Below are 26,720 nucleotides of genomic sequence, written 5' to 3' on the forward strand. Positions count from 1 at the left end.
CCCTTTTTCATGGTGTCGCCAGGAAATCATGCGCGCTTCGCCGCAACAGCATCAGGCCGAAGGCCATCGCGACGCCGCCTATGCCCAGCACATAGAGCGACGACACCTCGGCAGGGCCGTACCCCGCATAAAGGCCGACGCGCATCTCCGTGACCACGTGGACAAGCGGATTGAGCCAGAAGAGATCGTCGAAAGGCGGGGGCACCGCGTCGGGCAGGAAAAGAACGCCGGATAGGATGAAGAGCGGCCGGTTGAGTATCGCCCAGGCACGTTCCCAGACCGGAAACGCCTCGAAGAGGTAGGCGTTCAGGCAACCTACGCCCGCGCCCAGGAACGCGGCGAGGCCCAGCGCCGCGGCGAGGCTCGGCAACCTGAGGTTCACCGGAATGCCTGACCACGCGAAAAGCGCCGCAAGAAAGAGGACCACCACGACCAGATGCGTCAGGGTGTTGAGGATGAAACGCGCGGCAAGCGCGTCCCACCAGCTTACCGCCGGATAGGCCATGAGCGGCCGGGAGTACCGCAAGGCGACGCCGACCTTCTGCGCGAGATCGCTATAGAGCATGAAGGGGAGGTAGCCGCTTGCGTAGAAGAGCGCGAAGTCCCGCCCGAGCGGCGGCTTGTCGAATGCGAGCGTGAAGATCCCGGCAAGCAGCGCGACGGCGGCGACCGGCTCGAGGATTGCCCATATATACCCGCCCGGCGTGCGCCCGAAGCTCGATCCCATTTCGCGCAGAACGAGTGCGGACGTCGCGCGGGTTGCAGCGAATCTTCGCATGGCGGTCTCCAATCCCTCGGCGCCGGCCGTCGTCGATCCGCACGAAGGCGGGCGGCATTAGTCAAATCTTGAGAGATCATCCTTAGACCAGGGAGGTGAAGAAGCTCTTAGTGCAGCCAGATTGGTGATGATCTTCATGTCCCGTCCGATGACCACGACCAAACATTTGCCTCCTGCGCCGAAGCCGGTGGCGCAGCAGTTTCCAGCCCTCGTTCCGGCACTGCCCTCGGACCGGGCACATCCGCCGGCCAGGCCCGCGCGTGCGCGGCGGCGGCACATCCTCCTGACGGTCAGTTTCGTGGGCCTGGTGCTCGGGCAGGTGATTCTCGCGGCTTGGTATCTCTACGGGCGCGCGGCCGATCAATACGGGTCCACCTTCGGCTTCGCCGTGCATAGCGAATCGGAAACCGATGGCTCGCTGCTTCAGAGGGTCTCGGGGCTTGCCGCCATTTCGGGCGTGCAATCGTCGGATACCGACATACTTTATGAATACCTGCACTCGCAGGCGCTCGTGGCGCGGATCGACCGCGAGCTCGATCTGCGCACATTATGGGCAGCGCCCGAAAATGACCCCGTCTTCGCCTTCGATCCCGCAGGGTCGATCGAGGATCTGACCAGCTACTGGTCCCGCATGATCCGCGTCTCGTACGATTCGGGCGCCGGCATCATGACGATCGAGGCGCGTGCCTTCGATCCGGCCGACGCGCAAGCCATCGCCATGGCCATCGAGAGCGCGTGCAGCGAACTCATCAACAGGCTGAGCGCGGTCGCACGACAGGATCGGCTGGGACATGCCCAAGGCGAATTACGGCAGGCCGAACATCGGCTGAGCGACGCGCGCCAGGCTTTGACGGCCTTCCGCGTGCGCCACCGGCTCGTCGATCCCATGGCCGACCTTGCCGGCGAAATGGGCGTGATCCAGGAACTTCAACAGGCGCTGGCCGAGGAACTCGTGACGCTCGACATGCTCCGCGCCACGATCGGCAATGGCCGCGTGGGCGCCCGCAAGGGCGAGATCACCGATGTCCGCATCACACAAAGCGAACTCCAGATCGAGGTCATTCGCGACCGGATCGCGCAGGAGCGGCAGAAATTCGGCGGCGAAGGCGGATCGAGGGACTACGCCCGGCTCATGGGCGAGTTCGAGCGCCTCCGCGTCGATGTCGAAGTGGCGCAGGAGGCCTACGTGGTAGCACTCGCCGCTTTCGAGACGGCGCGGGCCGCCTCCGACAGGCAGGTGAGATACCTTGCCCCCTACAGCGCCCCGACCCTGCCCGAGACCTCGCGCTATCCTGACCGATTCGTCCTGCTGGCCGCGATCGCCGCGGGCCTCTTCCTTCTGTGGAGCGTTCTTGTCCTCGTGGCCTACAGCCTTCGCGACCGGACCTGACACAGGGGCGCCCGACCATGATCTCGCTGCATCACGTCTTCAAGACCCATGTCAGCCGCGGCGTCGAAACCTGCGTCGCCCGCGATCTCAGCTTCGAGTTTCCACGTGGCGAGGCGATGGCCCTGCTGGGCCGGAACGGTGCGGGCAAATCGAGCCTCCTTCGCCTGGTGGCGGGCACGATGAAGCCCGATTCGGGCCGTATCCGGCGACGGGGACGCGTCTCGTGGCCGGTCGGCTTCCAGGGCAGCTTTCACCCCGACCTGACAGGCCTTGAAAACACCCGCTTCGTGGCACGGGTCTACGGGGCCGATACCGATGACGTGACGGATTTCGTCGAGAGCTTCACCAACCTGGGTGCTCATTTCCGCCTGCCGGTGCGCGGCTACTCCGCGGGGATGCGCGCGCGGCTGGCCTTCGCCACGTCGATGGCGATCCCGTTCGACACCTACCTCATCGACGAGGTGACATCCGTGGGCGACGGCGCCTTTCGCCGGAAGAGCGAAGCGTTGCTCAAGGAGCGCCTCGGCACCGCCGGTGCGATCGTCGTGTCCCACGCCACCGACCTGCTGCGGCGCCTGTGCATCTCGGGCGCGGTGCTCGAAAACGGCCGCCTCTTCTTCTATGCGCGGGTCGAGCGCGCGATCGAGCATCATGACCATCTCATGCAGGGGCAGCTGCCGCCCTGGCTTCGATGACGCGCCGGGCCGCCATGGCGATCACCGTACTCATGCCGGTCCGCGACGGGGCACGATACCTGCCGGCACAGCTTCACAGCCTGGCCGCGCAGGAGCATCTGCCACACGCCCTCATCGTGTCGGACGATGGCTCGCGCGACGAAAGCCGCGCGGTGGTCGAAAAATTCGCCCGCCACGCGCCCTTCGACGTGACGATCCTCCGTGGCCCCGGCCGGGGTCTGGCCCGCAACATTCACACCCTCGTGGCCGCGATGCCGCCGGGCATGATCACGTTCTGCGACCAGGACGACGTCTGGCTTCCGCACCGGCTCGGCTCCGCCTGCGCGGCTCTCGAGGCGCAAGTTGGACCGGCGCTGCATGTTACCGCGCGGATCGTGACCGATTCCGCCCTTCACCATCGGCGCATCCTTCGCCCGCCTGCCACGACCGGCTTTGCCGAGGCGCTCCTGCGCAACGCCGCCCCCGCGAACGCCACCGTGCTGAACGAGGCGGCGGCGGCACTGGTCAAGAGCGCCCTGCCCGCGCCCGACCGCCTTCCGCATTTCCCGGATTGGTGGATCCATGCGCTTGTCACCGGGGCCGGCGGCTCGGTCTTTCGCGACCCTCGGCCGGGGCTTCTCTACCGTCAGCATGGGACGAACCTGCTTGGCGCATCGGGCAGTATCCGGGGCGGCCTCCGGCGGCTTGGCCTGCTTTTCGACGGGCGATACGGCGAATGGCTGCAATCCCATCTCGACGCGCTCGACGCCTGCCGCGCCCTGCTCGCACCGGAAGCCACCACGAAACTCGATGCGCTTCGCCGGGCCCTCGCCGACCCAAGCCGTCATCTCCCGCCCCCACGGATGGGCCAATCAGGAGCGATCCGCCACGCCGCCCTTTGCGCGGCAAGGTTTTGTGGTCGCATTTGAAAGCAACTTCGGCAAAACTTTTGGAACACGCCACGCGGAGGCCACAAATCCGCCCCGCTCCTCGCGCCCCACCCCGGCACGCTTCCGTCAGATTGATCCTCTGTCGGAGAAACCATGCTGTCACTGGCCCTACGCTCGACCCGCCTGAGCGAAGATCCCTTCAACCTGAGCGGCGTCGGAAGCCTCATCACCCATCAAGACGACGCGACCGGGCGAACGTGGCTTCATGCCGCGTCCGAGGCGACGGGAACGATTTCGCTCTTCGAGCTTGGCGAGGGCTGGAGCCTCGGCACCGAAGTCACGACCACGCTTTCGGGACCGGGCGCGACCTTCCGCGCCGCCGATCTCGCCATCATCTCCGGCGACGGCCAGACCACGCTACTCGTGAGCCGCGTGCACACCCAACAGATCAATACGTTCGACCTACAAGCCGATGGCAGCGCGACAAATCAGACCCAGATCGCCGCCCCGCTCGGGAGCGAGGTCACGCAAATGACCACGCTCAGCACGGGAGGCGCCGAGTTCCTGATCACAGGCACGCGTGACGGCCCCGGTCTTCGGGTATTCGAATGGACCGCCGCGGGCCAACCCGAGCTTCGCGATAGCATCACCGATCACCCCAAGGTCGCCGCGGGCAACACGAGCGATCTGCAGACGCTCACCGTGGCGGGAACCCCCTACGTTCTCACCGCCTCGTCCACCGATGGCGCGATCAGCAGCTTCACCATCGGCGCGGACGGAAAGATGAAGCTCGTGGACACGCTGGGGGTCAAGGACGGTCTCTGGACCTCCGGCCTCGACGCGCTCGCACCGGTCGAGGCGCATGGTCACAGCTTCCTCGCCGTCACCGCCGTCAACTCCTCATCCCTGACGCTTCTGCGCGTCAACCCCATGGGCGTCCTCTTCGTCGAGGATCACGAGGTCGACAGTCTCGGCACGCGCTTTCACCGGGCCGACGCCGTCGCGTCCTTCACGGTGGGCGCGCGGGGTTTCATCCTGGCGGGCGGGGCCGATGACGGCATCACCCTGACCGAGATCATGCCGGATTTCTCGCTGATCCCGCATGATCCCCTCGTCAACGCGACCGGGGGCGCACTGGCCAATATTTCCGCGATCGCGACCGCCACGTTCCAGGATGAGGTGCAGGTCATCGCCGCCGGTCAGCCGGGCCTCTCGCTCGCGACACTCGACACCTCGCTTATCGCGGCGCCCCGGATCGGGACCGGTGGCAGCGACGTGCTGACCGGCGGGGCGGGCGATGACCTGATCTGGGGCGAGGCCGGGAACGACACGCTTCACGGTGGCGCGGGCGACGATATCCTGATGGGCGGCGCGGGCGCAGACCGGCTGACCGGCGGCACGGGGTCCGACCTCTTCATTCTCGACCGCGGCGCGGAGCGCGACATCATCACCGATTTCACCTTGGGCGAGGACATAATCGACCCGACGCGCTGGGGCCGCATCTACGACCATCAGGCGCTTTCGATCACGGCACAATCCGACGGCGCCGAGATCCGATATGCCGACTTCCGCGTCCGGCTCTATACCGATGACGGCTCGTCACTCTCGGCGGATGATTTCTCGAATGCCGACTTCCTGTTCTGAGCGTCTGCGTTTCCGTCGATTTTGCCCGGTTATCTTGAAGGGCTGGTCATCTTTGACTGCTAGATATTGTCTCGAGAGGTCAAGAAGGAGGCGAACATCATGCCGGTAACGGGTCAGGTCGTGCGGGGTCTGGGCGGTGCAAAAGGAGTCGGCGAAACCCCTCTTCCGAGGTCGGATGACGGCTCGGTCCGGCTCGATGCGCGGGATATCTTCGAGAGCGGGCTGTCGATTTTCGGCACGTCCTACGCCGGCGACGCGATCTACGTGAACACGAACGGCGCGATCAGTTTCGGCGCGCCCCTGCCCGGTTTCCCCCAGGACGGCGCCGAGCCGATCAGCGGCAACATCCTTGCCCCGTTCTGGGCCGATATCGACACCCGTATCGACGGTGAAGGCACGGAAAGCGGGCAGATCTGGATTGACCGCGACCTCGCAACCGACACGCTGACCATCACCTGGGAGGATGTGGGCGCCTATAGGCGACAGGCCGATCTCACCAATCTCTTCCAGGTTCAGCTCATCGACCGCGGCAGCGGCGACCTCGACATCATTTTCCGCTACGAGCGCATCGAATGGACCCAGGGCACCGCCGAGGGCGATGCAGGCGCAGCGGCATTCCTGTCGGGGCCGCGCGTTCCAGAAGCGCTCGTCCTCGCGGCCGATCCCGCCGCGTTGCACACCACCATCGGCAATACCGGGGAGGTGGGGGTTTGGCATTTCGAGATGCGGCAGGGTGCGGTAGATGGCGCGATACCGGTGAACGGCCTCGTGCTGACCGGCGATGCGGGCGCTAATGTCCTGGACGGCGGAGCCGCCGACGATCTTCTTCGCGGGCGTCCCGGCCCCGATGTGCTGCGCGGCTTCGACGGGGACGACTGGCTGTTCGGTGACGATGGCGCCGACACGCTCAACGGTGGCGCGGGCGATGACGTGATCATCGGGGGAACCTCCGACGCCGATCTGCGCGACGTGATCTATGCCGGCGACGGCAACGACCGGGTCGAGGGCGGGCATGGCAACGATCTCGTCTACGGGGGGGAGGGCAACGACAGTATCGAGGGGGGCTTCGGCGTCGATGAGCTCATCGGCCAGGGCGGCAACGACGTGATCACCGGCTCGGCCCTGTCCGATCTCATCTACGGCGGCGACGGATCGGACTTCCTCAACGGCGGGTTCGGGTTCGACCGGCTCAATGGCGGCGCCGGTGCGGATCGGTTCTATCATCTCGGCATTCCCGATCACGGGTCGGACTGGGTTCAGGACTACGACGCAGCCGAGGGCGATCTGCTGTTCTGGGGCGGCGGCCCGGTCTCCGCATCGGATTTCCAGGTCAACTGGGCCGACACCGCGAATGCGGGAAAGGACGGCGTGTCCGAGGCCTTTGTCATCCATCGCCCGTCGGGACATATCATCTGGGCGCTTGTCGACGCCGCCGATCAGCCCGAAATCAACCTCCGGACACCTGCCGGGATCTATGACCTCCTTGCCTGAGAGCTGGCTGGACAGGCGACACCGATGCGCGTAACACTTTCCGACCTGGGTCCGGCACGATGGCTCACACCACCGGCGGTGCGCAATGGCCCGGACCACCGCCGATTTCCATGTTGCGGCAACGGAGGCACGGCATGGCCCTTGGCCGGTTCAAATCCATTCTCGGCGACAAGCGGGCGGTCGTTCCAGACGGTCACGTCGCGCCCGCGCCAAGTGTCGAAACCGTTCTCGCACCGGACCGCCCCTTCGTCGCCATCGGCGACGTGCATGGCCGCATCGATCTGCTCGTCCCCATGATCGACGCAATCCGCGCCGAGACCGGGCCCGATGTGCCGATCGTCATGCTGGGCGATTACATCGACCGCGGCCTGAATTCGGCTGCGACGCTCAACACGCTTTTCGAACGGCAATCACAATCGCCCGAGAGTTTCATCTGCCTCATGGGCAACCACGAGAAGATGATGCTTGAATTCATCGACGACCCCGCAGGCAAGGGCGCCCGCTGGCTCGTCAATGGCGGTGACGAGACGCTTGCCAATTACGGCGTCGCCGCGAAGCGCGCCGAGATGACGGCCGAAGACGCGGTCGCGGCCGCCGATGCGCTCGAAGCCGCCTTGCCCGAAGGGCTGCAGCCGTGGTTGCGCGCGCTGCCCCTGACTTGGTCGAGCGGGAACATGCATTGTGTCCATGCCGCGATGGATCCCGACAAGCCACCGCATGCGCAAGACCGCCGCACGCTGCTCTGGGGTCATCCCCGGTTCCTCTCGGAACCGCGTACCGACGGGTTGACGATCGTGCACGGTCACACGGTGATGGCGCAACCGGCGATCGGCGATGGCCGCATCTCGCTCGACACCGGGGCTTACATGACGGGCGTGCTGGCCGCGGCTTTCATCTCCGGGGGCGATTGCGTCTTCAACGTCTGACCGGGCGCGTCACTCGCCCTTCTGCGGACGCACGATGTGAAATGACCCGCTCATGTAGGTCAGCGGCTTCTCCCCCGCGTTCGAAATGCCGGTCACGTCACCGATGCAGATGGCATGGCTTCCGTGCACGTGCCGATGCCGCATGGTACAGGTGAACGAGGTGGCGCGGGGCAGGGTCGGGCCGAATTCCGTGATGTTCACGTCAAGCCCGTCGAACCTGTCGGGATTCTCCTGGTCGAACGCGCCGGCGAAGCGCTGGGCAAGCTCGACGCCATCCTCGGCCAGGATGTTCACGCAGAACGTCCCGTTCGCGGCAACGGCCTCGGCGATGCGCGAATCGGCCTTCAGGCACACGAGGACCGAAGGCGGATCGGCCGAAAGCGAACTGAAGGCGCTGACTGTCGCACCCGCCTGGCCGGCCGGCCCGTCGGTCGTCACGACCGTCACGGTGGATGCGACCTGCCGCATCGCGTCAATGAAATTCTGCCTGTGACTCGCCATCTGGCAAATATAGCTCCCGTCGCGCATGGATCACCCCGTTCGTCGTCTTGTGCCAATCGCAGCGCGGTGTCCAGCCCCGCCCACCGGGCCATGAACCGCGCGGGCCGGACCATCGCAGATCGCGGGAATTCGGAACATCAAAAGATTTCGCTGATATGATGCGGGATCATTGAATTAGAGGAATCAACCGCGATAGCGCTTGACGAAGTTCCTCAATATCCGCTCGGGCGCGCGCACATCGGCCGCCCGGCACATCTCGATCAGATCATCGGCGCGTTCCGGCTCGAAATATCCGCGATCCTTGTAGATATGTATGCGTGTCTCGAACCCTGCCGCGTCGGCCTCGGGGTGGAACTGCGTCGCATAGACATGCTGTCCATACCGCACCATCTGGAACGGGCACGGCTCGGACGAGACGAGGTGAACACAGCCCTCGGGCAATGTCTGCATCGCCTCCTTGTGGCCCACGAAGGCATCGAACCTCTTCGGCACGCCGTCGAGCAGCGGATCCTCGCGCCCCGCTTCCGTCACCTCGCAGGTCGAGGTGCCCACGGGCTCTCCGTAACGCGCCTTGCCGATCTCGCCGCCCAGATGCGCCCCGAGGATCCCGATGCCATAGCAACATCCCAGGAACGGCAGGTCCCTCCCCGTGATCTCGGGCATGAGCGACAGGACACTCCGCTCGATATGGGCCTCGACTTCGCTTTTCTCATCCGGGGCGTCGCTCACGCATCCCGGTCCGCCACCGACGATCACGCCGCTGAAATCCTCGAGATCAAGCTCCGGCGGGAGCGATTCCCGATCCAGCCGAACGCGTCGCACCTCGTCGGCGCCGAGGCCCCCTTTCTCGAGAAACGCGAAGAATTCGCTGTCCGAAGCCGGCGTCTCGGGCCGCAGTTGCAGGATCAGGAATGGTTTCGTCATGGCGCGCTCCGAAGGGGCCGGGAACCCGGTTGTCGATCTGTTCTAGCCCCCTCACCGGATCGCACAAGGGGCAGGCACCAAGCCCGGCCTCGCACCTTGACGCCCGGAGCCAAAGGAATAGGTTGCGCCCATCTTCTAGGAATTGGACCTTTTGTCATGACCCAACGCCTGCATCTCGTCTTCGGGGGCGAACTGACCGATCCCACGAAAAACGTGTTCAAGAACGTCGATGACCTGCATGTCGTCGGCATCTTTCCCAATTACGAAGCCGCCTACAACGCCTGGAAATCCGAGGCGCAGCGCACGGTGGACAATGCCCATACGCGGTATTTCATCGCCCATCTCCACCGCCTTCGCGACGAGGAGGCCGAGGCGTCGCCGACCGAGGAACTCGGCTGACGGGCCCTCATCATGGCCCGCTCGATCAGCCTTTCCGCCTACATGGCGATGGCCCGCAAGGGGCAACGGTCCCGCGAGGCTCCGGTCGAGCGCGCGCCGCGCCCCGATGGTGAGCTTGTCTGGGGACACGCCAGCACCGTGGATCACGCGCACGCCCTGGTGCAGATGGCCGACCGCCTGATCCAGCTCAGACCGGATCTGACATTGCTGCTTACCACGCCGCCCAAGCTCGAAGGTCTCGGCCTCTCGGCGCCGTGGCTCCGGCGCGAGACCGCGCGGGACGACACGGTAGCCGAGGCAGAGGCGTTTCTCGATCACTGGCATCCCGATCTCTGTCTCTGGACCGGCGGCAGCTTGCAACCCGCGTTGCTGACCTGCGCCGACCACCGCGAGATTCCGCTTTTTCTTGTCGATGTCGACGAGGCGGTAGTTTCGCGACCGGGCTGGCGGTTGCTGCCGGATGTCTCGCGGTCCGTGCTGAAATCCTTCTCGATGATCCTGGCCCGGAACGCGGCGACCGAGCGTGCGCTTCACCGTCTCGGCATCTCGCCGGCCGAGGTGGCGGTGACGGGCGTATTCCAGGAAGGCACCCGCCCTCTGCCCTGTGACGAAGGCGAAAGACAGGCGCTTTCCGATGTGCTCGCAAGCCGGCCCGTTTGGCTCGCCGCGATGGCGCAGCTCGATGAGCTCGATGTGATCCTTGCCGCCCATCGTCAGACGAGCCGCATCTTTCATCGGCTCATGCTGATCCTTGTTCCCGATGCTGTCGAGGATGGCGATGCCTTCGCGGAGCGGCTCGAGGCCGAGGGGTTGAGCCATGTTCGCTGGTCCGAGGGAAAAGAGCCCGACACCGGCACACAGGTGCTGCTCGGTGACACGCATGGCGATCTGGGGCTGTGGTATCGGCTTGCCACGATCTCGCTCATGTGCAGTTCCCTGGTGCCGGGTCACGGCGGCCGCGATCCGAACGAACCCGCGGCGCATGGCTCGGCGGTTCTCTACGGACCCAACGTGAGCCGCTACCTCGCAGCCTACAAGCGCTTTGCCGGGGCCGGCGCGGCCCGCATCGTGCGCGATACTGAAACGCTCGCGGCGGCGCTCGAGCGATTGATCGCCCCGGATCAATCGGCCGCCATGGCCCACGCCGCCTGGGAGGTCGCCTCGGTTGGTGCCGAAGTGACGGATCGCATTCTCGATCTCGTGCAGGACACGCTCGACGTGCTCGAGGCGACCTGATGCGCGCGCCCGCGTTCTGGAACACCCCTCCCGAACGGCCCGCGCTCGCGGCGCGGCTTCTGGCGCCGCTCGGCCATGTCTATGCGCGGGCGACGGCGCGGCGTCTCGCGCGCCCTGCGCGTCACGTGGCCTCGGTGCCGGTGATCTGCGTCGGCAACCTCAACGCCGGCGGAACGGGCAAGACGCCGACGGTCATCGCGCTGGTATCGCAGCTGCAAGGCAAGGGGATCGCCGTGCATGTGGTGAGCCGGGGCCACAAGGGCACGCTGAAAGGCCCCGTGCAGGTCGATCCGCGCCGGCACCGCGCCGCCGAAACCGGCGACGAGCCGCTTCTTCTCGCGGCCTTCGCGCCCACCTGGGTGGCCTCGGATCGCGCCAAGGGCGCCATCGCCGCGGAACGCGCCGGGGCCCAGGTCATCGTGATGGATGACGGGTTTCAGAATCCCGCCTTGGCAAAGGATCTGTCGATCGTCGTGGTCGATGCGCATATCGGGTTCGGCAACGGGCGATGCATCCCCGCAGGCCCCTTGCGCGAACCGGTCGAGACGGGGCTGGCCCGGGCCGATCTCCTGCTGTCGATCGGCGGGCCCGCCGCGCAACTGCGTTTCGCCGAGCGCTGGCAGACCTTCCTCGACCTGCCGCATCTCACCGGGCGACTCGCTCCCTTGCGCACCGGGATGGACTGGGAGGGCCTTCGCGCGCTTGCCTTCGCCGGGATAGGCCATCCCGAGAAGTTCTTCGCGACCTTGCGCCAGCTCGGCGCCGATCTGGTCCGGTCCGAAGCGCTGGCCGATCATCAACCGCTTACCCCGGCGCTGATGGCCCGGCTCGAAAACGAAGCGGCGCTCCTCGGCGCACAGCTCGTCACCACCGAGAAGGATGCGGTGCGCCTTCCACCGGAGTTTCAGCAGAAGGTGCTCACGCTTCCCGTCCGGCTCGAGATCGACGATATCGGCCCACTGGACGAGGCGTTGACCCGGCTGGGTCTTTGACAGGCCGGGGCGCCCGTACCGGACGCCCCGATCATGCTTGCCGGCTCAGTCGGATGCATCGCCGTCCGACTGCGCGCCATGGCCCGAGTGATCCATGCCCTCTTCGCCGCGCTCTTCGACGTCGAAGATCACCTCGACCTCGCCCGCCTTCTCGAAAACGAGCGTCGCCGGGATCTCCGAGCCGGCTTCCAGCGGCTCGGTCAGCCCCATGAACATGACATGGAAGCCGCCGGGCTCCAGCGTGACAGAGCCGCCCGCCGGAACCTCGAGCCCCTCGATCGGCATCATCTTCATCACGCCGTCGACCTCCTCGCTCTTGTGGATCGACACGTTCGGGAAGTCGGCCCGAACCTCCAGCAAGCGGTCGGCGGCGTCGCCTTCGTTGCTGATGACGAGGTATCCGGCGCCCGCCTTGGCGGCCGGGGCGGTCGCGTAGGCCATGGGATGATCTATGGTCAGGTCGCCCGCCTTGAAGTCATGGGCGATGCCGGGCTGTGCGACGAGGGCAGCAGCGGCCAGCGCCGCAAGGAAAGTGCGTTTCATGTTTGGTCTCCAGTCGTGTTCGGCACCGCGCATCGGCGGGCCGTTTCGATAAGTTTGAAATGACGGCGTGTTCAGACGCGCGGCGGCCCGCGCGCCTGTCTCGCGGGATCGCGCCACGGCGTGACAAGGCGCGTGCCTTGCCAGCGATTCGGCTGCTTCAGGGCTTTCCCGTCAAGGCGCGCAAGCGCATCCGCAGGCACGGGCAGGATCGCGGCTCCCACGAGGCGGCAGGCCTCGCAAATCTGCGACTTGGCGTGATCGTCGCTGCCGACATCTCCGCAGATCTCGGCCAGCGAGCCGCCCGCATCGAGATAGGCTGCCAGCCCCGGATCGGTATCGGAAGCCCCCACGCGATGCGCAAAGCCCGTGAGGGCAAAGCCAAGAACGACAGTCAGAAGGACAAGGGGCCTGAACATGATCGGTATCACACGGGTCATTCGCATCTTCCGGCGTATCCTAAGCCGCCCCGGCATCCAACACCTTGATGCGCGACAAACTCAATCACGACCGCGCGCTTCCGCCGCCACGAGTCTGAGCGCTCCGCGCAACGCCCGCGCGGTCAGACCACCCCCCGTCCCGTACCCCATCCGCGCCATCGCCGCATCCTCTTGCGGGTGTGCGGGCTGCGTGACCGATGCCGCCAAGAGCAGCAGCTTGCCCCGCAGCGAAGGCGCGAGATCGCCCAGGCGCTCGAGTGCAGGCAAGAGCACCTGCTCGATCTCGTCGAAATCGGTGCCGAACGGGAAAGCGGGAAGCCGATCGCGATGCGGAACGAGCCATTGCCGCACGGTGTCGGGCAGGTTTTGCCGCGCCGTCTGAGGGATCGTGTAGCTCTCCGGCAACTTCCCCGCCGCCTTCGCCTTCCGCAGCAGCTCGTCCTGGAACCGGCTGTCGGCGATCTCGATCATCCGGGCGATCACCTCGGCATCTGACAGCCCGCGCAGCCGGGCGATGCCGTACTCCGTCACCACCGCGTCCCGCATGTGCCGCGGCACCGTCACACTGTCGAGCGTCCAGCAGACATTGCTCTCGAGCTTGCCGCCCGACCGCCGCGTCGCCGGCAGGGTGATGACCGACAATGCGTCATCGAGCGCGAAGGCCTGCTCGACGAAGTTGAACTGTCCGCCCACCCCGCTCACAACTTGCCCGTTCGCCACCGTGTCGGACATGACGTCTCCCAGAAGCGAGACCTTCATCGCGCCGTTAACGAACCGCGCCTTGACCCGCGCCGCGCGCTTGGCGGCCTCGTCCCCGTAAAGCTGATTAGTGAAACTCACCGGCATCATCGCGATTTTCTCGCGTTTCGCCTCCGGCATCTCCCGCAGGCGGCGATAAAAATCGCGCGTGTCCACGAAAAAACCCGCATGCACGACCTTGCCGTCCACCTCGCGGCGCAGCACCCCCTCCTCGTAGAGCGTCAGAAGCCCGCCCACGAACATCTCGGTCACCGCATAAAGACCCGTCTTGAAACTGCCACCGGGGTCCTCGGAGACCGGAAACGGGCACTCGGCCTGGATGGCTTGCGCCTCGCCGCGGTGTCGCAGGCGCAGGGCATGGGCCACCGCGTCCCCGATCGCGCCGATGCCGATCTGCAACGTGCCGCCATCCGCGACGAGACGCGAGACATGCAGACCGATCGCCTGCGCCGCATCGTCCACCGGGCGCTTGACCGCCGAGAAAAGCTCGAACGGCTCTTCCGGCTCGAGCACCATCGCGAACTCCCCCGCGTCGAGGATCGCGCCCGCGCCATCGAGGAACGGCAACTCCGGCCCGATCTCGGCCACCGCCATGAAATCGATCTTGCCCGCGCGCCGCATGTCGAAGAGGTCGGTGGAGATGTCGGTGTTGCACGACAGGCTGAACCGCCCTTCCCTTTCGGGCACGAGCTGGACAAGCACGTTCGGATCGCTCTCGATCAGAACGTCACGCGCATGGGTATAATTGGCCGAGACATAGCTCTGCTGCATCGTCTCGACCCCCAGCCACCGCCCCGCCAGAAGGAAAAACTCCGTGACCTCGATGTTGGCGGGCAACCGCCCCCTGCGCATCAGGTCGGCATAGAGGATCTGCGGATACGCACCGAAAAGCCTGTCGCTCGCAGGTTCGAGAAACCGCTTTTCCACGTCGGATTTGGTTGCCGGCACCTCGAGCGTCAGCGCGGTGAAAATCGTGAGCCGCGTCTCGGGATGCTCGCAGGCGTACCTGACAAGCGCATTGACCAGCGTGACGGGCTTGCCCAGTCCGAGGGGCAGCGCAAGGCGCACCTCGCCCCCGGTCCGCTCGAAGATGGCGCGCGCGGCGGCGTCCGCATCGCTCAGGCGCTCGGGCGTCAAATCTCGCTCCACCCCTCGTCGGGCTTGAACCGGTCGCCATGCCGATCCGCCAGGTCCTCGAGCCGCTTGCGCACCTCCTCGGTGCCGCGCGACCGGGCATAGTGGATGGGGCCGCCCCGGAACGGGGCAAAGCCGGTTGCGAAGATCATTGCGCCGTCAACCTCCTCGGGGTTGCGGGCGACGTCGCGGCGCAAACATTCGACGCAGGCATCGACCATCGGAAGGATCAGCCGGTCGGTCAGGTCATCCGGGCCATCCTCCTCGGGGTCGGGATGCGGCGTGCCGTCGGACCAGTCATAGAATCCCTCGCCGGCCTTCTTGCCGGTCTCGCCCGCTTCCACCTTCTTGCGCAATCTATCGCTGATCTCGGGCATCGGCTTCTCGAGCGTCTCGCGCAGGCTCTCGGCCACGTGAAGACAGATGTCGAGCCCCACCTGATCGGCAAGCGCGATCGGCCCCATCGGCATCCCGAAATCCATCGCGGCCTTGTCGATCACTTCCTTGTCCACTCCCTCATCCATGAGGACCATCGCCTCCATGAGGTAGGGCGTCAACGCCCGGTTGACGAGGAAGCCCGGATAATCCCGCACACGCGCCGGAAGCCGGTCGATGGCGCCGCAGAACGCCGCCAGCCTGTCGATGACCTTCTTCTCGGTGCCATCATGCGCCACGACCTCGACAAGCTGCATCTTGGACACGGGGTTGAAGAAATGCAGGCCTGCGAATTTCTTGGGCCGTTTCACGCCCTCCGTCAATTCGTCGAGCGGGAGGCTCGAGGTATTGGTGGCAAGGATCGCGCCGGTTTTCATCTTCTTCTCGGCATCGGCATGGATCTTGGCCTTGAGCTCCGGGTCTTCCGGCACCGCCTCGATCACCAGGTCCGCCTGCGACAGGCCATAGCCCTTCGGATCGGGCATCAGCCGATCAAGCGCGTCGCGCGTCTCGATCCCGCTCAGGTGCTTCTCCTTGCACAGCTCGACGGCCAGCTTCATCGCCTTGCCCAGCGGGTCGAGCTTCACGTCGCCGAGCGTCACGCGCTTGCCCCTGATCGCGGCCCAGGCGGCGATCTCGGCCCCCATCGAACCTGCGCCGATCACATGCACATGCGCGATCCCGTCATCGCCCTTGGCGGCGTCCTTCAGCCCCTGCCGGAGGAAGAACACCCGGCGCAGGTTCTTGGACGTATCGGTGTCGAGAAGCCGCGCGAAGCTTTCGATCTCGGCCTTCTGCATCTCCTCGCGGTCGTCGCCATGCTCTTCCCACAGGTCGATAAGCGCGTAGGGCGCCGGGTAATGCTCCTTCGGGGCCTTCTTGGCGGTTTCCGACCGCATCCTGCGCGCGGCATAGCTCCGCGCCTGGTCAAATCCCATCGCCCGCGCCTTGAGGCCGGGACCATCCCGCTCGACCTCGCCCGCGACGATGGCCTCTACCGCGGCGCGCACATGCCGCTCCTCGGTCACGACATCCGCGATCCCGAGCTTTTTCGCCTTGCCGGTATGCGCGGTCTTGCCGGTCAGCATGAGGGTCATCGCCTCGAGCGGATCGATGAGGCTCGTGAGGCGGAATGTCCCGCCAAGCCCCGGATGCAGCCCGAGATTGACCTCCGGAAAGCCGAACTTCGCCCCGTCAACCGCGATCCGGTGGTCGCAGGCCAGCGCGATCTCGAATCCGCCGCCCAACGCGGCGCCATGCACGACGGCGATGGTCGGACATTCAAGCCCCTCGAGCCGGTCCAGCACCTCGTGCCCCTGCCGCAGCAGGTCGGCGGCCCCCTCGTCGCCCATGTCCTCGAACCCGCGGATATCGGCGCCCGCGGCAAACCCGCCGGGCTTGGCCGACCGGATCACGACGCCCTTCGGGGTATTTTCCTCAAGCCGCGTGATCTCGGTCTCGAGACCCTCGATCACCTCCCGCGAGATCGTGTTGGTCCCGCTTCCCTTGCAGTCGAGCGCAAGCCAGACGATCCCGTCCGCCTCACCCCGCCGCCACGGCTTGGCCTTGGACTCCTCGGCAGGCCCGAGCTCCAGTTTCGTCTCACCCAGATATTCAAGCACCGGTCCCGTCATCACACCGCCTCCATCAGCATCGCACCGCCCAAGCCGCCGCCGATACACTCGGTGGCGATCCCGGTCTTGTGACCCAGCCGTTTCATCGCGTTGACAAGGTGCAGGACGATGCGGTTGCCGCTCGTCCCGACCGGGTGGCCCAGCGAGATGGCACCACCGTCGACGTTGAGCCGGTCGCGGTCGATCGCGCCCGCCGCTCCATCGAGGCCCAGCACCTCGCGACAGAACCCCTCGTCCTGCCACGCGGCGAGACAGGCCAGCACCTGCGCCGCGAAGGCCTCGTTCAACTCCCAGAGGTCCACGCTCTCCATGGTCAGATCATGCCGCTGCATGAGGGGCGTTGCGCTCAACACCGGCCCGAGCCCCATGACGGACGGGTCGAGCGCGGCCCACTCACTGTCCACGATCCGCGCAAGCGGCGTGAGCCCGTGTTTCTCGACCGCCTCCTCCGAGGCCACGATCACCCAGGACGCGCCGTCGGTGATCTGGCTGGAATTGCCCGCCGTCACCTTGCCATATGGCCTCTCGAAGGCGGGCTTGGGCTTGGCGAGACCCGCCATGTCGCTGTCGGGACGCACGCCGTTGTCGTGATCATAGGCGTTGCCGTCGCGGTCGAAGGCCGGCATCACCTCGTCTTCGAGCCAGCCTTCCTCCTGCGCTCGCGCAAGGCGATGATGGCTCTCCATCGCGTAGGCATCCGCCGTCTTGCGGTCGATGTCGAACCGATGCGCCAGAACCTCGGCGGTCTGGCCCATGTTCAGCTCCGTTATCGGATCGGTGAGACCGCGCTGGAGCCCGATGACCGGCTTGAAGAATTCCGGGCGGATACCCGTCATCGCTTTCGCCTGATCAAGCGGCCCCTTCGCCTGCGCCATCTGGCCGAACCACTCCACCGCGCTTTGCCGCAGCACGAGCGGCGCATGGCTCAGCGCCTCGGCCCCACCCGCGAGGATCATGTCGTGGCTTCCGTCGCGGATATAGCGATAGGCCGTGTCGATGGATTGCATTCCGGATCCGCAGTTGATCTGCATCGTGAACGCCACCATCTCCTCGCCAAGGCCCAGCCTGAGCGCCGCGACACGCGCGGGGTTCATCTCGTCGGCGATCACGTTGACACAGCCCAGGATGACGAGGTCCAGCGCCTTGCGATCGAACCCCTGACGCGCCAAGAGCGGACGGCCGCATTGCACCGCAAGATCGACCGGGGTGAACGGTCCGGGTTTTCCTTCGGCCTTGAGAAACGGGGTTCGCGCCCCGTCGACGATATAGACAGGTCGTGTCATTCCGCAGCCACCTTCTCGATCCGATCCTTGTTGAGCCCTTCGAAGTAGTGCGCAAGCTCCTCGGGCGTGAAGTCGTCCACGGCGATCACCTTGGCCACGACCTCTTCCATCTCAGCGATCCTATCGCGATCGTCCTGCGAGATGATACCGGCGGCGAGTCCGCTGTCGGGTGTATGCTTCGCCTCCCGCAGGGTCTTCATGGTTGGCGCCAGCGCGTTCACCCGCTCGAAGGCCTCGTTCAGGATCGCGATACCGCCACGCGCGCAGCCGGGATGGATGCGGCCGGTGATCCGCTCGCGCGTGCCCGAGGGCGCATAGATCAACTCCGCGCACTCTTCGGTGAGCTTGTCGCTCGGGCCGCGCGCCGATCCGCCGGGAACGGTCAGGACCCGCGCCAGCCATGCCGCCGCCCGTGAGGGGAAATTGGCCAGCACCTCGTCCATCGCCACGCGGATCGCGCCGAACGCGCGGATCGAGGCGAAACGCAGCAGCGGGACGTCTTCCTCGGGCTTGCCGTCGTCGCGCCACCGCTTGAGCGCGGCCGAGAGCAGGTACATCTCCGACAAGATGTCGCCCATCCGGGTCGAAATCATCTCCTTGCGCTTGAGCGCACCACCCATGGTCAGGAAGGCGAGGTCGGCGACAAGCGCATAGGACGCCGCCCAGCGCGACAACTCGCGGTAGATCGGCGTCGCCGCCCCCGCATCGTCGGGCGCCGGTGCGAGATATGATCCCGACCACGACCGCAGGATGCTGCGGCCCACCGTCTTGAACGCATGACCCACGTGCTTCCAGAAATACGTGTCGAACTCGGCGAGGCTCTTGTCCTTGTCCTCTTCCTGCAAGGCCAGCATCTCGTTCAGCAGGTAGGGATGCGCCCGGATCGACCCCTGCCCGAAGATGATGAGCGACCGGGTCACGATATTCGCGCCCTCCACCGTGATCCCGATGGGCACCGCGCGATAGAGCGGCAGAAGATAGTTCGACGGCCCGTCGATCACCGCCTTGCCCGAGTGGACATCCATTGCATCGTTGATCGCCTCGCGCATCCGGAAGGTCGCATGGGCCTTCATGATCGCCGAGATCACCGAGAGCGCGCGCCCCTCGTCCAGGCCCGCACAGGTCAGGCGCCGCGCCGATTCGATGACATAGGCATCGGCGGCAAGCCGGCCCATCCGGGTCTGAACCCCGCCGAACTTGCCGATCGGCAATCCGAACTGCTCGCGGATGCGCGCGTAGGCCCCGGTCGTGTGCGCCGAGAGCGCGACCGCCGCCGCACCCATCGACGGAAGCGAGATGCCGCGCCCGGCCGCCAGCGCGCTCATCAGCATCATCCAACCGCGCCCGGCATAGTCCGGCCCGCCGATGATATGATCGAGCGGCACGAACACGTCCTCGCCGGTCGTCGGCCCGTTCATGAACATGGTCGAGGACGGAATATGGCGCCGCCCGGTTTCGACGCCCGGAAGGTCGGTGGGCACCAGCGCGCAGGTGATACCGATATCCTCTTCCTCGCCCAAGTGCCCGTCGGGATCCCGCAGCTTGAACGCAAGCCCCAGGACCGAGCAGACCGGCGCAAGGGTGATATACCGCTTCGCCCAGTTGAGCCGGATGCCGAGCACCTGCTCGCCGTCCCACTCGCCCATCTCGATGATGCCCTCGTCGACCATCGCCGAGGCATCCGACCCCGCCTGATCGCTGGTCAGGCCGAACGCCGGAAGCTCGCGCCCGTCGGCCAGCCGCGGCAGCCAGTAGTCCTTCTGTTCGTCGGTTCCGAACATGTGAAGAAGCTCGCCGGGGCCGAGCGAGTTCGGCACCATCACGGTCACCGCCGCCGCCACCGAGCGCGTCGCGATATAGCGCACGACCTCGGAATGCGCGAAGGCCGAGAAGCCCAGGCCGCCGTATTTCTTCTCGATGATCATGCCGAAGAACTTCTTTTCGCGCATGAAATTCCAGACCTCGACGGGCAGATCGGCCGCCTCCTGGTTGATCGTCCAGTCGTCGATCATCCCGCAGAGCTCTTCGCACGGTCCGTCGAGAAACGCCTGCTCCTCGTCCGTCAGAACGGGTTTCTCGACATCGTGGAGCTTAGACCAGTCGGGGTTGCCCGAGAAAAGCTCGGCCTCCCACCAGACCTCGCCGGCATTCAGTGCCTCGGCCTCGGTATCAGACAGTTTCGGAAGCACGGATTGCGCCCATTTGTGGATGGGTCGGGTAATCCACTTGGCACGAAAGGAATGTTCCATTGATGCGTTCCCCCTTTTGACGGACAACCGCGAGACAGTGCGCGCGGTTCCACCGGGAACAGCTTGCCACAGGTCAGCGTCTCAGTCTTCAACCTCGTCAAGCGACGCAGGTTCCAACGCCGCATAGTAGGCGGCCAGCGCCTCGATCTCCGCATCATCGAGATCGCGGGCCGACTTGAACATCAGCTCCGCCGCCGGCCCCCCGCCCCGTGCGCCCTCGCGCCAGAGCTTCAGTTGCGCGGCAAGATAGGGCGCACCCTGCCCGGCAAGCGACGGGAAAGCGGGGTTGAGCGGCTCCGGCCAGGGGCCGTGACAGGCGCGACAGGACGGCACGCTCTCGGATGCGCCCTCGGCATAGGCCAGCGTCTTCCCGTCCCGCGCCAGGTCATCCATCGGCGCGGCGTCCCCCTTGGGCTCGACCTCCGCGAACCTCCGCGCGATCCGCGCGATCGCATCCTCCGGCACCCCCGACATCGCCTGCGCCATGATGCCACTGTCACGCGCGCCCGTTCTGTAACCCGCGAGACTCTGCGCGATGTAGCCCTCCGAGAGGATGTCGAGGCGGGGGACATGCGGGTTGGTGCTTCGGCCGTTCTCACCGTGGCACATGGCGCAGGATCCGGCAGCCTCGCCACCCGTCAGCGTCTCGTAGTCGGTCCCGCTCATGCCATCCATCGCCCTCAGGAAGGCCACCACGGGCCAGACATCGTCCGCGCGCTCGGCGGGCCACGCGGGCATCCCGCTCATCTTCACGCCGTTGTGCACGATCCAGTGCAACTCGGCGTCGCTCCAGTCGCCGCCTACCCGGTCGAGGCGCGGCGGCACCGGTAGCATCCGCTTCACCGTCGCGCTGCGCTCGACCCCCGGCGCGCCATGGCACGCCTTGCACGCACTCTCGTAATGTCCCGCCCCCAGCGCCACCATCCCCGGCGTGTCGAGGTCCTCGGGCACCTCCGTCTCGGCCAGCGCCCGCAGCGCCACCGCATTCTCGAATGTCGTGTGAAGCGCCCAGCCGACGCCCGGAAGGTGGTCCTTGCGCGCCGACACGTTGTAGAGGCCGAAGGCCACGACCGCCGCGCCCGCCAGCGCGCCAAACCCCGCCAGCGTCAGAAGGACCACGCCCGCGGTCCGACGATCCAGGTCACGCAGTTTCATTCGCATCCTCCCGCAAACTCGACCGCGCCAGTGCCAGCGCCCCGAAGAGGTAGATCGGCGTACCGATTCCCAGCATCAGCATGCCGCCCAGTTGCTGCCCGGTCAGGTTCGGCGCCCGCCCGCAGATCTCGGCATAGAGATCGTTCGGCGCTAGGATCAGCAAGGCCCCCAGAAGCGTCATGTGCATCGACGTCACGAACAGCCCGCCGGCGCCGAGGAGCGGCTCGCGCGCGGTGAGCGCACTGGCCCAGACGGCCCATCCGGCCGCGAAAAAGCTCGCCTGCTCGACCACCGCGACCCAGAGCGAAAGCCGCGCCGGCCCGTGCAGCCCCGGCAGGTGCCAGAACCAGACGATGACGAACTCGATCAGCACGCCCAGCATGACCGGGAGTCCGACCCGCCGCGCAAGCCCCGGCGCAGCCAGCACCACGAGCGGCGCGGCGACGGCGACAAGACCCATGTGCCGCAGCATGTGCCCGGCGAACTCGCCCAGCCACGCCTCCCACGGCGGAAGGTAGAGGGCCGCGAAGGTCATCGCCGCGCCATATGCCGCGAACCTCCTCATATGCAGCTCTCGATGATGAGAGCGGGCAGCGCGCCGAAGATCACGCCGATTGCCGAGACCATCGCCAGCAGGAGCCCGGCATGGCCCAGGAACTCCTTGCGATGCGGCTTCGTAGCGCGATCATGCACGTAATTCTCTCCGGGCCGGTAATCCCACTGCCGCCAGGCCCGCCATCCGAGAAACCCGATCAGCGCCAGCGCGAGAATGGTCAGCGCACCGACGCCCAGCCGCGCAAGGTCCGGTGCACCCATCTTCACGCAGGCCAGGGACATCACCGCGTAGCACAGCACGAAATGAAACGCCCAGACCGTCGGGGCAAGGATCATGTGCCACAGGCTGCGATGACGATATGGCGGTTTCTCGTCCTGTCTCATGACACGAGCCTCGGGAAGACACCCATCATCAGCGCGGTGACAAGGCCGGTGAGGCACAGGAAATGCCAGAAAAGGGTCACGTTGCACAGGTCCGCGTCGTATCGCGGCGTGAGCTTGCCCGCCAAGCTGCCCGCAAGGCAGTAGAGAAGCATGATGACCGCCACGGCCGAATGCGCGCCGACCCACACACCCAGCGCATACATCATCGCCGGATAGGCATGGCTCGCGGGCTCCAGCCCCGGCAGCCACAGCGCGAGGCCCATCGCCCCCGCCGCCCCCAGCGTCGCCACCACCGCAGCGACCAGCAAGGCGCGCGCGGCGCCCCGCCGTTCGCGCCGGTTCAACCCGCGTGCCGCCACCGTCGCGCCCCAGGCCAGCACGAACCCGACCGCCGACACCGTCACCCACACCGCGTCGGCATGGGACGTGCCCTCGGGCGGAAAATCGGGCCGCGCCGTCCAGAAGAAGAACACGCCGAACACGATGCTGGCAAAGGCCGTCGCGTCGCCCAGCATGGTGATGAACATCGCCCACCATCCCGGCGCGCGCCAGCCCGAGACATAGACCGGCAGGCGCAGGCCCAGCCCCACGTCGCGATCCGGCGCCTTGGGAACCTGCGCCGTCGCGGTCCAGAGCCAGTAGATGATGAACCCCACGGCAACGGCCCCCGACATCGCGGCCAGCATGTAGAACTTGAAGACCGGGAGGATGAACGCCCCCCCGGTGAACGCGGCCGCCCAGAGCGTGCACCACGCCGGACCGGTGATCGGCACCACCGCCTGTGGCAAGGCATCCACCGCCGAGGTCACCATGGTCTCGCGCTTCAGCCCCGGCGCATCGGGCATGTAGAACCGCCCGCCGTCTAGCCGCTCCATGAACTTGTGATCCTCCCACAGCGGATAGCGGGAGGTGACGTAGGGCACGCTCCGCACGCCCCAGTTCTCTTCGGGAATGTCATGCGACCATTCAAGCGTTCCGGCGTCCCAGGGGTTGCGCTCGCTCAGCGGCTCATGCCGCTTGGGCCGGATCAGGTCCCACACGAAGACGAGGATGCCGGCGGCAATGATGAAGCTGCCCACGGAGGAAATCATGTTGAGCCAGCCCCACTCCATCTCGCTCGAATAGGTGGCGACACGGCGCGGCATCCCCAGAAGCCCCGTGAGGTGCATGGGCAGGAAACAGATGTTGAAGCCGGAAAAGGTCAGCCAGAACGCGATTTTCCCCAGACGGTCCGACATCATCCGCTTGGCGAAGAACGGGTAGAAGTAATAGACCCCGCCGATGATCGGAAAGACCAGCCCGCCGAAGAGCGTGTAATGCAGGTGTGCCACGATGAAATAGGTGTCGTGCACCTGCCAGTCGAACGGCGCGAGCGCGACCATGACGCCCGTCAAGCCGCCGATGGTGAAGATCGCAAGGGCGCCCGCGATCCAGAGCATCGGCAGGATCATCTTGACCCGCCCGACCATGAGCGTCGCGACGAAGGCGAATATCTGCACGCCGGTCGGGATCACCACCGCCTCGCTCGCCGCCGAGAAGAAGCCCAGCGAGAGCGAGGGCAGGCCGGTCGTGAACATATGATGCACCCAGAGGCCGAAACTCAGGAACCCCACGCCCACCGCCGACAGCACGATCCACGAATACCCGACGATCGGTCTCTGCGCGGCCGTGGGCACCACCATGGCGGCAACGGCGATCGCGGGCAGGAAGACGATATAGACCTCCGGGTGTCCGAAGATCCAGAAAAGGTGCTGCCACAGGATCGGGTCTCCGCCCCGGTCCGGATCGAAGAAGGGCCAGTCGAGCGAGCGCTGGAGTTCGAACAGGAAATCACCGGCGATGAGCGGCGGGAAAGCGAAGAGGATCATCACCCCCACGACCAGCACGTACCATCCGTAAAGCGGCATGATGTTGATCCGCATGCCGGGTGGCCGCGTCTTGACGACGCCCACGATCAGTTCGACCGCCGCGGCGATCGACGCGATTTCGATGAAGGAAAGACCCAGAAGCCAGATATCCGGCCCCACCCCCTCCTGCTCGGTGGCGAGGGGGGGATACATGAACCACCCCGACTTGGGCGAGGCATCGAACAGGATCGAACCCAACACGAACGACCCGCCGATCAGGAACGACCAGAAGCCGAAGGCCGAGAGACGGGGAAACGGCAAGTCACGCGCTCCGAGCACGGCCGGCAGGACCAGGATCGAGATCGCCTCGAACATCGGCACGGCGAAGAGGAACATCATCGCCGAGCCGTGCATCGTGAAGAACTGGTTGAAGCGGTCGGCACTCAGGAAATCGTTTTCGGGCACGGCGAGCTGCACCCGTATCAACAGCGCCAGGACACCCGCGCAAAGCATGAATCCCAGCGCCGCGAACGAGTACCAGATACCGACATCCGTATTGTTCACCTCGGACCAGTAGCGCCAGCCCTTCGGTACTTCCCACGCCTTCCTGAGCCGCCCCTCCCGCGCCTCCCGCTCCGCCGGATCGACCGGCGCATCGAGCATCTCCTCGGTGGGCGGATAGGTCCCCGAGGGCTCGGCGGCCTGCCCCTCCCCGGCTGGGGTGTCGCGATGGTCCGGTATCGTCGTCTCGGTCATTCCAGGCTCATCAGGTAGGTGGCGAGGGCGTCCAGGTCGCGCTCGGCAAGGTGATCATAAGCGGGCATCTCGACGCCGGGCTTGAACGCCGCGGGATCGGCGATCCAGTCACGCAGCGCCGCGTGGCTCATCGGCAGAATACCCGCCGCGAGCGTGGTGCGCCCCGCAAGGTGGGTGAGGTCCGGCCCGACATTTCCGCTCGCCGCCGTTCCCCGGACCCGGTGACATCCGCCGCACCCCTCCGCCAGGAAGACCTCGCGGCCCCGGCGTTCCGTCTCGGTCTCGGGCGTCATCGCATCGCGCGCCTCCCGTGCCAGCCAGTCATCGAAGGCCTCGGGCGTCATGACGACGGCCCCGAATGCCATGTAGGCATGGCTCTCGCCGCAGAACTCGGTGCACTGGCCGCGATAGACACCGGGTTTCTCGGGTTCGAGCGACATCCGCGTCTCGCGCCCCGGGATCATGTCCGTCTTGCCGCCCAGCGTCGGGATCCAGAATGAATGGATCACCCGCTCGGCATTCAGCTTGATCTCGCTCCGCTGCCCGGTCGGAAGGCGCACCTCGTTCGCCGACACAACCGGCGCTTCGGCTCCGTCGGGCCAGTATTCCACCCGCCACCAGTATTGATGCCCCGTCACCCGCAGCGTCAGCCCTTCGCCCTCCGCCCGCTGCTTCGGCATCTCCGACAGCGCATAGATCAGGAGACCCGCAAGCACGACCGTCGGGAACACGATGCCGCCCCCGATGATGAGCGCCTCCGCGCCCTTCCGGCTCAGCGGCTGCGGTGCGATCCTGGTGACGAAAAAGATCAGCCCGTTGAGCGCCACCCAGAGAATCACGGCGCCGATCAGCATCACCCAGAACAGGTCGGAAAGCACCTGCGCATCGCGCCCCGCCGGGTCGAGGACCGACTGGACCCCCTCGCAGCCGCCAAGCGGCAGGATCGTCAACGCCGCCGCCGCTCGTCTCAAGTCACCACCCTGTAGATCAGGTAGAATACGGCCCCGTATGGTAACAGGGCGATGAGGAAGAAGACGCCGTCCTCCGTCAGCATGGCCATCACGAGGAAGCAGACCGCGATCGCGCATAGCGAGGACGAGAAGGGAATGAATTCGAGGAACGGCATGGCCGCGCCGGTCACGACGCAAAGCCCCTGCGGCACCCAGATCATCGGCCGGTGGAACAGGAAGGTCATCCGGTCCTTCGTGCGCCGCTCGATCCAGCGCACATAGGGCTCCGCCGTCTCGAGCCCATCGCGGAGCTTGCGCCCCTTGATCGAACGCCTCGTCACGAACCCCGGCAGCCAGGCGCGCCGGAACCGGAACAGAAGCTCGAAGGACAGGATCGCGATCATCACGCCGCAGATCATGGACACGCCCGGTATTCCCGACAAGGGCGTCGCACAGATCAACGCGGGAATCAGCACGAGCGGAAGCAGCCCATGATCGCCAAGCCGGTCGAGCACGTCCCCGAACGACACCTCGTCCTGCGACGTCAGCGATTCGAGCTCGTCCATGATTTCCAGAAGCGGACCATCATCCGCGGCGTGCTGTCCCTGCTTCTTCGTGGCACCCGCGCTCATTGCAACGCTCCCGTCCGGCATCGCACGTCCGAAGAGGCCCGCATCACTGGTTTCGACATACGCTATACCCTCCGGACACCGGTTCACGGTCGAAGATCAACCGCGCAGGTCGCCCTGGGTTC

24 protein-coding genes are annotated in these 26,720 nt (G+C 66.1%); 9 read left to right on the forward strand and 15 right to left on the reverse strand.

Features of this window, described 5'->3' with window-relative positions:
- Nucleotides 1–7: 7 nt before the first annotated feature.
- On the reverse strand, nucleotides 8–778 hold the full coding sequence (locus K1T73_RS00165; RefSeq protein ID WP_220602000.1) for an ABC transporter permease: 771 nt from the start codon (nucleotides 776–778) through the stop codon (nucleotides 8–10).
- A gap of 148 nt (nucleotides 779–926) precedes the next feature.
- Between K1T73_RS00165 and K1T73_RS00170 the strand changes: the two genes are divergently transcribed.
- The 6 genes from K1T73_RS00170 to K1T73_RS00195 all read left to right on the forward strand — a co-directional run bounded on the left by K1T73_RS00170 (nucleotide 927) and on the right by K1T73_RS00195 (nucleotide 7,793).
- Nucleotides 927–2,168, forward strand: a complete 1,242-nt coding sequence (locus K1T73_RS00170; protein ID WP_220602001.1) for a sugar transporter — start codon at nucleotides 927–929, stop codon at nucleotides 2,166–2,168.
- 17 nt (nucleotides 2,169–2,185) lie between these two features.
- Complete coding sequence (locus K1T73_RS00175; RefSeq protein WP_220602002.1) at nucleotides 2,186–2,863, forward strand: ABC transporter ATP-binding protein; 678 nt, start codon at nucleotides 2,186–2,188, stop codon at nucleotides 2,861–2,863.
- A 14-nt stretch (nucleotides 2,864–2,877) separates the two neighbouring features.
- Complete coding sequence (locus K1T73_RS00180) at nucleotides 2,878–3,771, forward strand: glycosyltransferase (protein WP_220602003.1); 894 nt, start codon at nucleotides 2,878–2,880, stop codon at nucleotides 3,769–3,771.
- A 114-nt stretch (nucleotides 3,772–3,885) separates the two neighbouring features.
- On the forward strand, nucleotides 3,886–5,376 hold the full coding sequence (locus K1T73_RS17970; protein ID WP_220602004.1) for a calcium-binding protein: 1,491 nt from the start codon (nucleotides 3,886–3,888) through the stop codon (nucleotides 5,374–5,376).
- Between the two features lie 99 nt (nucleotides 5,377–5,475).
- Nucleotides 5,476–6,867 carry a nidogen-like domain-containing protein gene (locus K1T73_RS00190; RefSeq protein WP_220602005.1) on the forward strand — a complete coding sequence of 464 codons (1,392 nt, stop codon included), beginning with the start codon at nucleotides 5,476–5,478 and terminating at the stop codon, nucleotides 6,865–6,867.
- A gap of 134 nt (nucleotides 6,868–7,001) precedes the next feature.
- Nucleotides 7,002–7,793 (forward strand): metallophosphoesterase, encoded by a 792-nt coding sequence (locus K1T73_RS00195; RefSeq protein WP_220602006.1) that lies wholly within the window; start codon nucleotides 7,002–7,004, stop codon nucleotides 7,791–7,793.
- A gap of 9 nt (nucleotides 7,794–7,802) precedes the next feature.
- Here the strand turns inward: K1T73_RS00195 and K1T73_RS00200 are convergent, their stop codons facing one another.
- Nucleotides 7,803–8,294 carry a flavin reductase family protein gene (locus K1T73_RS00200; protein WP_220602007.1) on the reverse strand — a complete coding sequence of 164 codons (492 nt, stop codon included), beginning with the start codon at nucleotides 8,292–8,294 and terminating at the stop codon, nucleotides 7,803–7,805.
- A 183-nt stretch (nucleotides 8,295–8,477) separates the two neighbouring features.
- Complete coding sequence (locus K1T73_RS00205; protein WP_220602008.1) at nucleotides 8,478–9,218, reverse strand: glutamine amidotransferase; 741 nt, start codon at nucleotides 9,216–9,218, stop codon at nucleotides 8,478–8,480.
- Nucleotides 9,219–9,374: 156 nt separating this feature from the next.
- Here K1T73_RS00205 and K1T73_RS00210 point away from each other — a divergent pair, with 156 nt between their 5' ends.
- From K1T73_RS00210 to lpxK, 3 genes are read left to right on the forward strand one after another with little or no spacing between them, the layout of a single operon-like run.
- Nucleotides 9,375–9,617, forward strand: coding sequence for a DUF4170 domain-containing protein (locus tag K1T73_RS00210; protein ID WP_220602009.1), 243 nt, complete (start codon nucleotides 9,375–9,377; stop codon nucleotides 9,615–9,617).
- Nucleotides 9,618–9,629: 12 nt separating this feature from the next.
- The gene (locus K1T73_RS00215; RefSeq protein ID WP_220602010.1) at nucleotides 9,630–10,853 is read left to right on the forward strand and encodes a 3-deoxy-D-manno-octulosonic acid transferase; all 1,224 of its coding nucleotides are present in this window, start codon (nucleotides 9,630–9,632) and stop codon (nucleotides 10,851–10,853) included.
- A complete protein-coding gene (lpxK, locus tag K1T73_RS00220) occupies nucleotides 10,853–11,845 on the forward strand; it encodes a tetraacyldisaccharide 4'-kinase (RefSeq protein WP_220602011.1) in 993 nt (330 codons plus the stop codon). The genes K1T73_RS00215 and lpxK overlap by 1 nt, the downstream gene beginning before the upstream one ends.
- Nucleotides 11,846–11,890: 45 nt before the next feature.
- Here the strand turns inward: lpxK and K1T73_RS00225 are convergent, their stop codons facing one another.
- The 12 genes from K1T73_RS00225 to K1T73_RS17770 all read right to left on the reverse strand — a co-directional run bounded on the left by K1T73_RS00225 (nucleotide 11,891) and on the right by K1T73_RS17770 (nucleotide 26,598).
- Nucleotides 11,891–12,388, reverse strand: coding sequence for a copper chaperone PCu(A)C (locus tag K1T73_RS00225; RefSeq protein ID WP_220602012.1), 498 nt, complete (start codon nucleotides 12,386–12,388; stop codon nucleotides 11,891–11,893).
- A 71-nt stretch (nucleotides 12,389–12,459) separates the two neighbouring features.
- Entirely contained in the window at nucleotides 12,460–12,825 is a 366-nt protein-coding gene (locus K1T73_RS00230; protein ID WP_220602013.1) for a hypothetical protein, read from the reverse strand.
- A gap of 60 nt (nucleotides 12,826–12,885) precedes the next feature.
- Nucleotides 12,886–14,721 (reverse strand): acetyl-CoA hydrolase/transferase C-terminal domain-containing protein, encoded by a 1,836-nt coding sequence (locus K1T73_RS00235; protein WP_259400367.1) that lies wholly within the window; start codon nucleotides 14,719–14,721, stop codon nucleotides 12,886–12,888.
- Nucleotides 14,718–16,787, reverse strand: a complete 2,070-nt coding sequence (locus K1T73_RS00240; RefSeq protein WP_220602014.1) for a 3-hydroxyacyl-CoA dehydrogenase NAD-binding domain-containing protein — start codon at nucleotides 16,785–16,787, stop codon at nucleotides 14,718–14,720. The genes K1T73_RS00235 and K1T73_RS00240 overlap by 4 nt, the downstream gene beginning before the upstream one ends.
- The gene (locus K1T73_RS00245; protein WP_220602015.1) at nucleotides 16,787–18,070 is read right to left on the reverse strand and encodes an acetyl-CoA C-acetyltransferase; all 1,284 of its coding nucleotides are present in this window, start codon (nucleotides 18,068–18,070) and stop codon (nucleotides 16,787–16,789) included. The genes K1T73_RS00240 and K1T73_RS00245 overlap by 1 nt, the downstream gene beginning before the upstream one ends.
- On the reverse strand, nucleotides 18,067–20,319 hold the full coding sequence (locus tag K1T73_RS00250) for an acyl-CoA dehydrogenase (RefSeq protein WP_220602016.1): 2,253 nt from the start codon (nucleotides 20,317–20,319) through the stop codon (nucleotides 18,067–18,069). Before K1T73_RS00250 ends, K1T73_RS00245 begins: the two co-directional genes overlap by 4 nt.
- Before the next feature lie 81 nt (nucleotides 20,320–20,400).
- Nucleotides 20,401–21,474, reverse strand: a complete 1,074-nt coding sequence (locus tag K1T73_RS00255) for a c-type cytochrome (protein ID WP_220602017.1) — start codon at nucleotides 21,472–21,474, stop codon at nucleotides 20,401–20,403.
- Nucleotides 21,461–22,039, reverse strand: coding sequence for a cytochrome c oxidase assembly protein (locus K1T73_RS00260; RefSeq protein WP_220602018.1), 579 nt, complete (start codon nucleotides 22,037–22,039; stop codon nucleotides 21,461–21,463). The genes K1T73_RS00255 and K1T73_RS00260 overlap by 14 nt, the downstream gene beginning before the upstream one ends.
- The gene (locus tag K1T73_RS00265; RefSeq protein ID WP_220602019.1) at nucleotides 22,036–22,413 is read right to left on the reverse strand and encodes a hypothetical protein; all 378 of its coding nucleotides are present in this window, start codon (nucleotides 22,411–22,413) and stop codon (nucleotides 22,036–22,038) included. The genes K1T73_RS00260 and K1T73_RS00265 overlap by 4 nt, the downstream gene beginning before the upstream one ends.
- A complete protein-coding gene (gene ctaD, locus K1T73_RS00270) occupies nucleotides 22,410–25,016 on the reverse strand; it encodes a cytochrome c oxidase subunit I (protein WP_220602020.1) in 2,607 nt (868 codons plus the stop codon). The genes K1T73_RS00265 and ctaD overlap by 4 nt, the downstream gene beginning before the upstream one ends.
- Nucleotides 25,013–25,987 (reverse strand): cytochrome c oxidase subunit II, encoded by a 975-nt coding sequence (locus K1T73_RS00275; protein WP_259400368.1) that lies wholly within the window; start codon nucleotides 25,985–25,987, stop codon nucleotides 25,013–25,015. Before K1T73_RS00275 ends, ctaD begins: the two co-directional genes overlap by 4 nt.
- Nucleotides 25,984–26,598, reverse strand: coding sequence for an exopolysaccharide biosynthesis protein (locus tag K1T73_RS17770; RefSeq protein WP_259400370.1), 615 nt, complete (start codon nucleotides 26,596–26,598; stop codon nucleotides 25,984–25,986). The genes K1T73_RS00275 and K1T73_RS17770 overlap by 4 nt, the downstream gene beginning before the upstream one ends.
- Nucleotides 26,599–26,720 lie beyond the last annotated feature (122 nt).

Source organism: Roseovarius sp. SCSIO 43702, from assembly GCF_019599045.1.
Classification (GTDB): domain Bacteria; phylum Pseudomonadota; class Alphaproteobacteria; order Rhodobacterales; family Rhodobacteraceae; genus Roseovarius.

What these genes read in the sequence shown, in the direction of transcription:
- K1T73_RS00165 (WP_220602000.1), bottom strand. Translation starts at nt 778, where the DNA reads ATGCGAAGATTCGCTGCAACCCGCGCGACGTCCGCACTCGTTCTGCGC.
- K1T73_RS00170 (WP_220602001.1), top strand. Translation starts at nt 927, where the DNA reads ATGACCACGACCAAACATTTGCCTCCTGCGCCGAAGCCGGTGGCGCAG.
- K1T73_RS00175 (WP_220602002.1), top strand. Translation starts at nt 2,186, where the DNA reads ATGATCTCGCTGCATCACGTCTTCAAGACCCATGTCAGCCGCGGCGTC.
- K1T73_RS00180 (WP_220602003.1), top strand. Translation starts at nt 2,878, where the DNA reads ATGGCGATCACCGTACTCATGCCGGTCCGCGACGGGGCACGATACCTG.
- K1T73_RS17970 (WP_220602004.1), top strand. Translation starts at nt 3,886, where the DNA reads ATGCTGTCACTGGCCCTACGCTCGACCCGCCTGAGCGAAGATCCCTTC.
- K1T73_RS00190 (WP_220602005.1), top strand. Translation starts at nt 5,476, where the DNA reads ATGCCGGTAACGGGTCAGGTCGTGCGGGGTCTGGGCGGTGCAAAAGGA.
- K1T73_RS00195 (WP_220602006.1), top strand. Translation starts at nt 7,002, where the DNA reads ATGGCCCTTGGCCGGTTCAAATCCATTCTCGGCGACAAGCGGGCGGTC.
- K1T73_RS00200 (WP_220602007.1), bottom strand. Translation starts at nt 8,294, where the DNA reads ATGGCGAGTCACAGGCAGAATTTCATTGACGCGATGCGGCAGGTCGCA.
- K1T73_RS00205 (WP_220602008.1), bottom strand. Translation starts at nt 9,218, where the DNA reads ATGACGAAACCATTCCTGATCCTGCAACTGCGGCCCGAGACGCCGGCT.
- K1T73_RS00210 (WP_220602009.1), top strand. Translation starts at nt 9,375, where the DNA reads ATGACCCAACGCCTGCATCTCGTCTTCGGGGGCGAACTGACCGATCCC.
- K1T73_RS00215 (WP_220602010.1), top strand. Translation starts at nt 9,630, where the DNA reads ATGGCCCGCTCGATCAGCCTTTCCGCCTACATGGCGATGGCCCGCAAG.
- lpxK (WP_220602011.1), top strand. Translation starts at nt 10,853, where the DNA reads ATGCGCGCGCCCGCGTTCTGGAACACCCCTCCCGAACGGCCCGCGCTC.
- K1T73_RS00225 (WP_220602012.1), bottom strand. Translation starts at nt 12,388, where the DNA reads ATGAAACGCACTTTCCTTGCGGCGCTGGCCGCTGCTGCCCTCGTCGCA.
- K1T73_RS00230 (WP_220602013.1), bottom strand. Translation starts at nt 12,825, where the DNA reads ATGACCCGTGTGATACCGATCATGTTCAGGCCCCTTGTCCTTCTGACT.
- K1T73_RS00240 (WP_220602014.1), bottom strand. Translation starts at nt 16,787, where the DNA reads ATGACGGGACCGGTGCTTGAATATCTGGGTGAGACGAAACTGGAGCTC.
- K1T73_RS00245 (WP_220602015.1), bottom strand. Translation starts at nt 18,070, where the DNA reads ATGACACGACCTGTCTATATCGTCGACGGGGCGCGAACCCCGTTTCTC.
- K1T73_RS00250 (WP_220602016.1), bottom strand. Translation starts at nt 20,319, where the DNA reads ATGGAACATTCCTTTCGTGCCAAGTGGATTACCCGACCCATCCACAAA.
- K1T73_RS00255 (WP_220602017.1), bottom strand. Translation starts at nt 21,474, where the DNA reads ATGAAACTGCGTGACCTGGATCGTCGGACCGCGGGCGTGGTCCTTCTG.
- K1T73_RS00260 (WP_220602018.1), bottom strand. Translation starts at nt 22,039, where the DNA reads ATGAGGAGGTTCGCGGCATATGGCGCGGCGATGACCTTCGCGGCCCTC.
- K1T73_RS00265 (WP_220602019.1), bottom strand. Translation starts at nt 22,413, where the DNA reads ATGAGACAGGACGAGAAACCGCCATATCGTCATCGCAGCCTGTGGCAC.
- ctaD (WP_220602020.1), bottom strand. Translation starts at nt 25,016, where the DNA reads ATGACCGAGACGACGATACCGGACCATCGCGACACCCCAGCCGGGGAG.
- K1T73_RS17770 (WP_259400370.1), bottom strand. Translation starts at nt 26,598, where the DNA reads ATGAGCGCGGGTGCCACGAAGAAGCAGGGACAGCACGCCGCGGATGAT.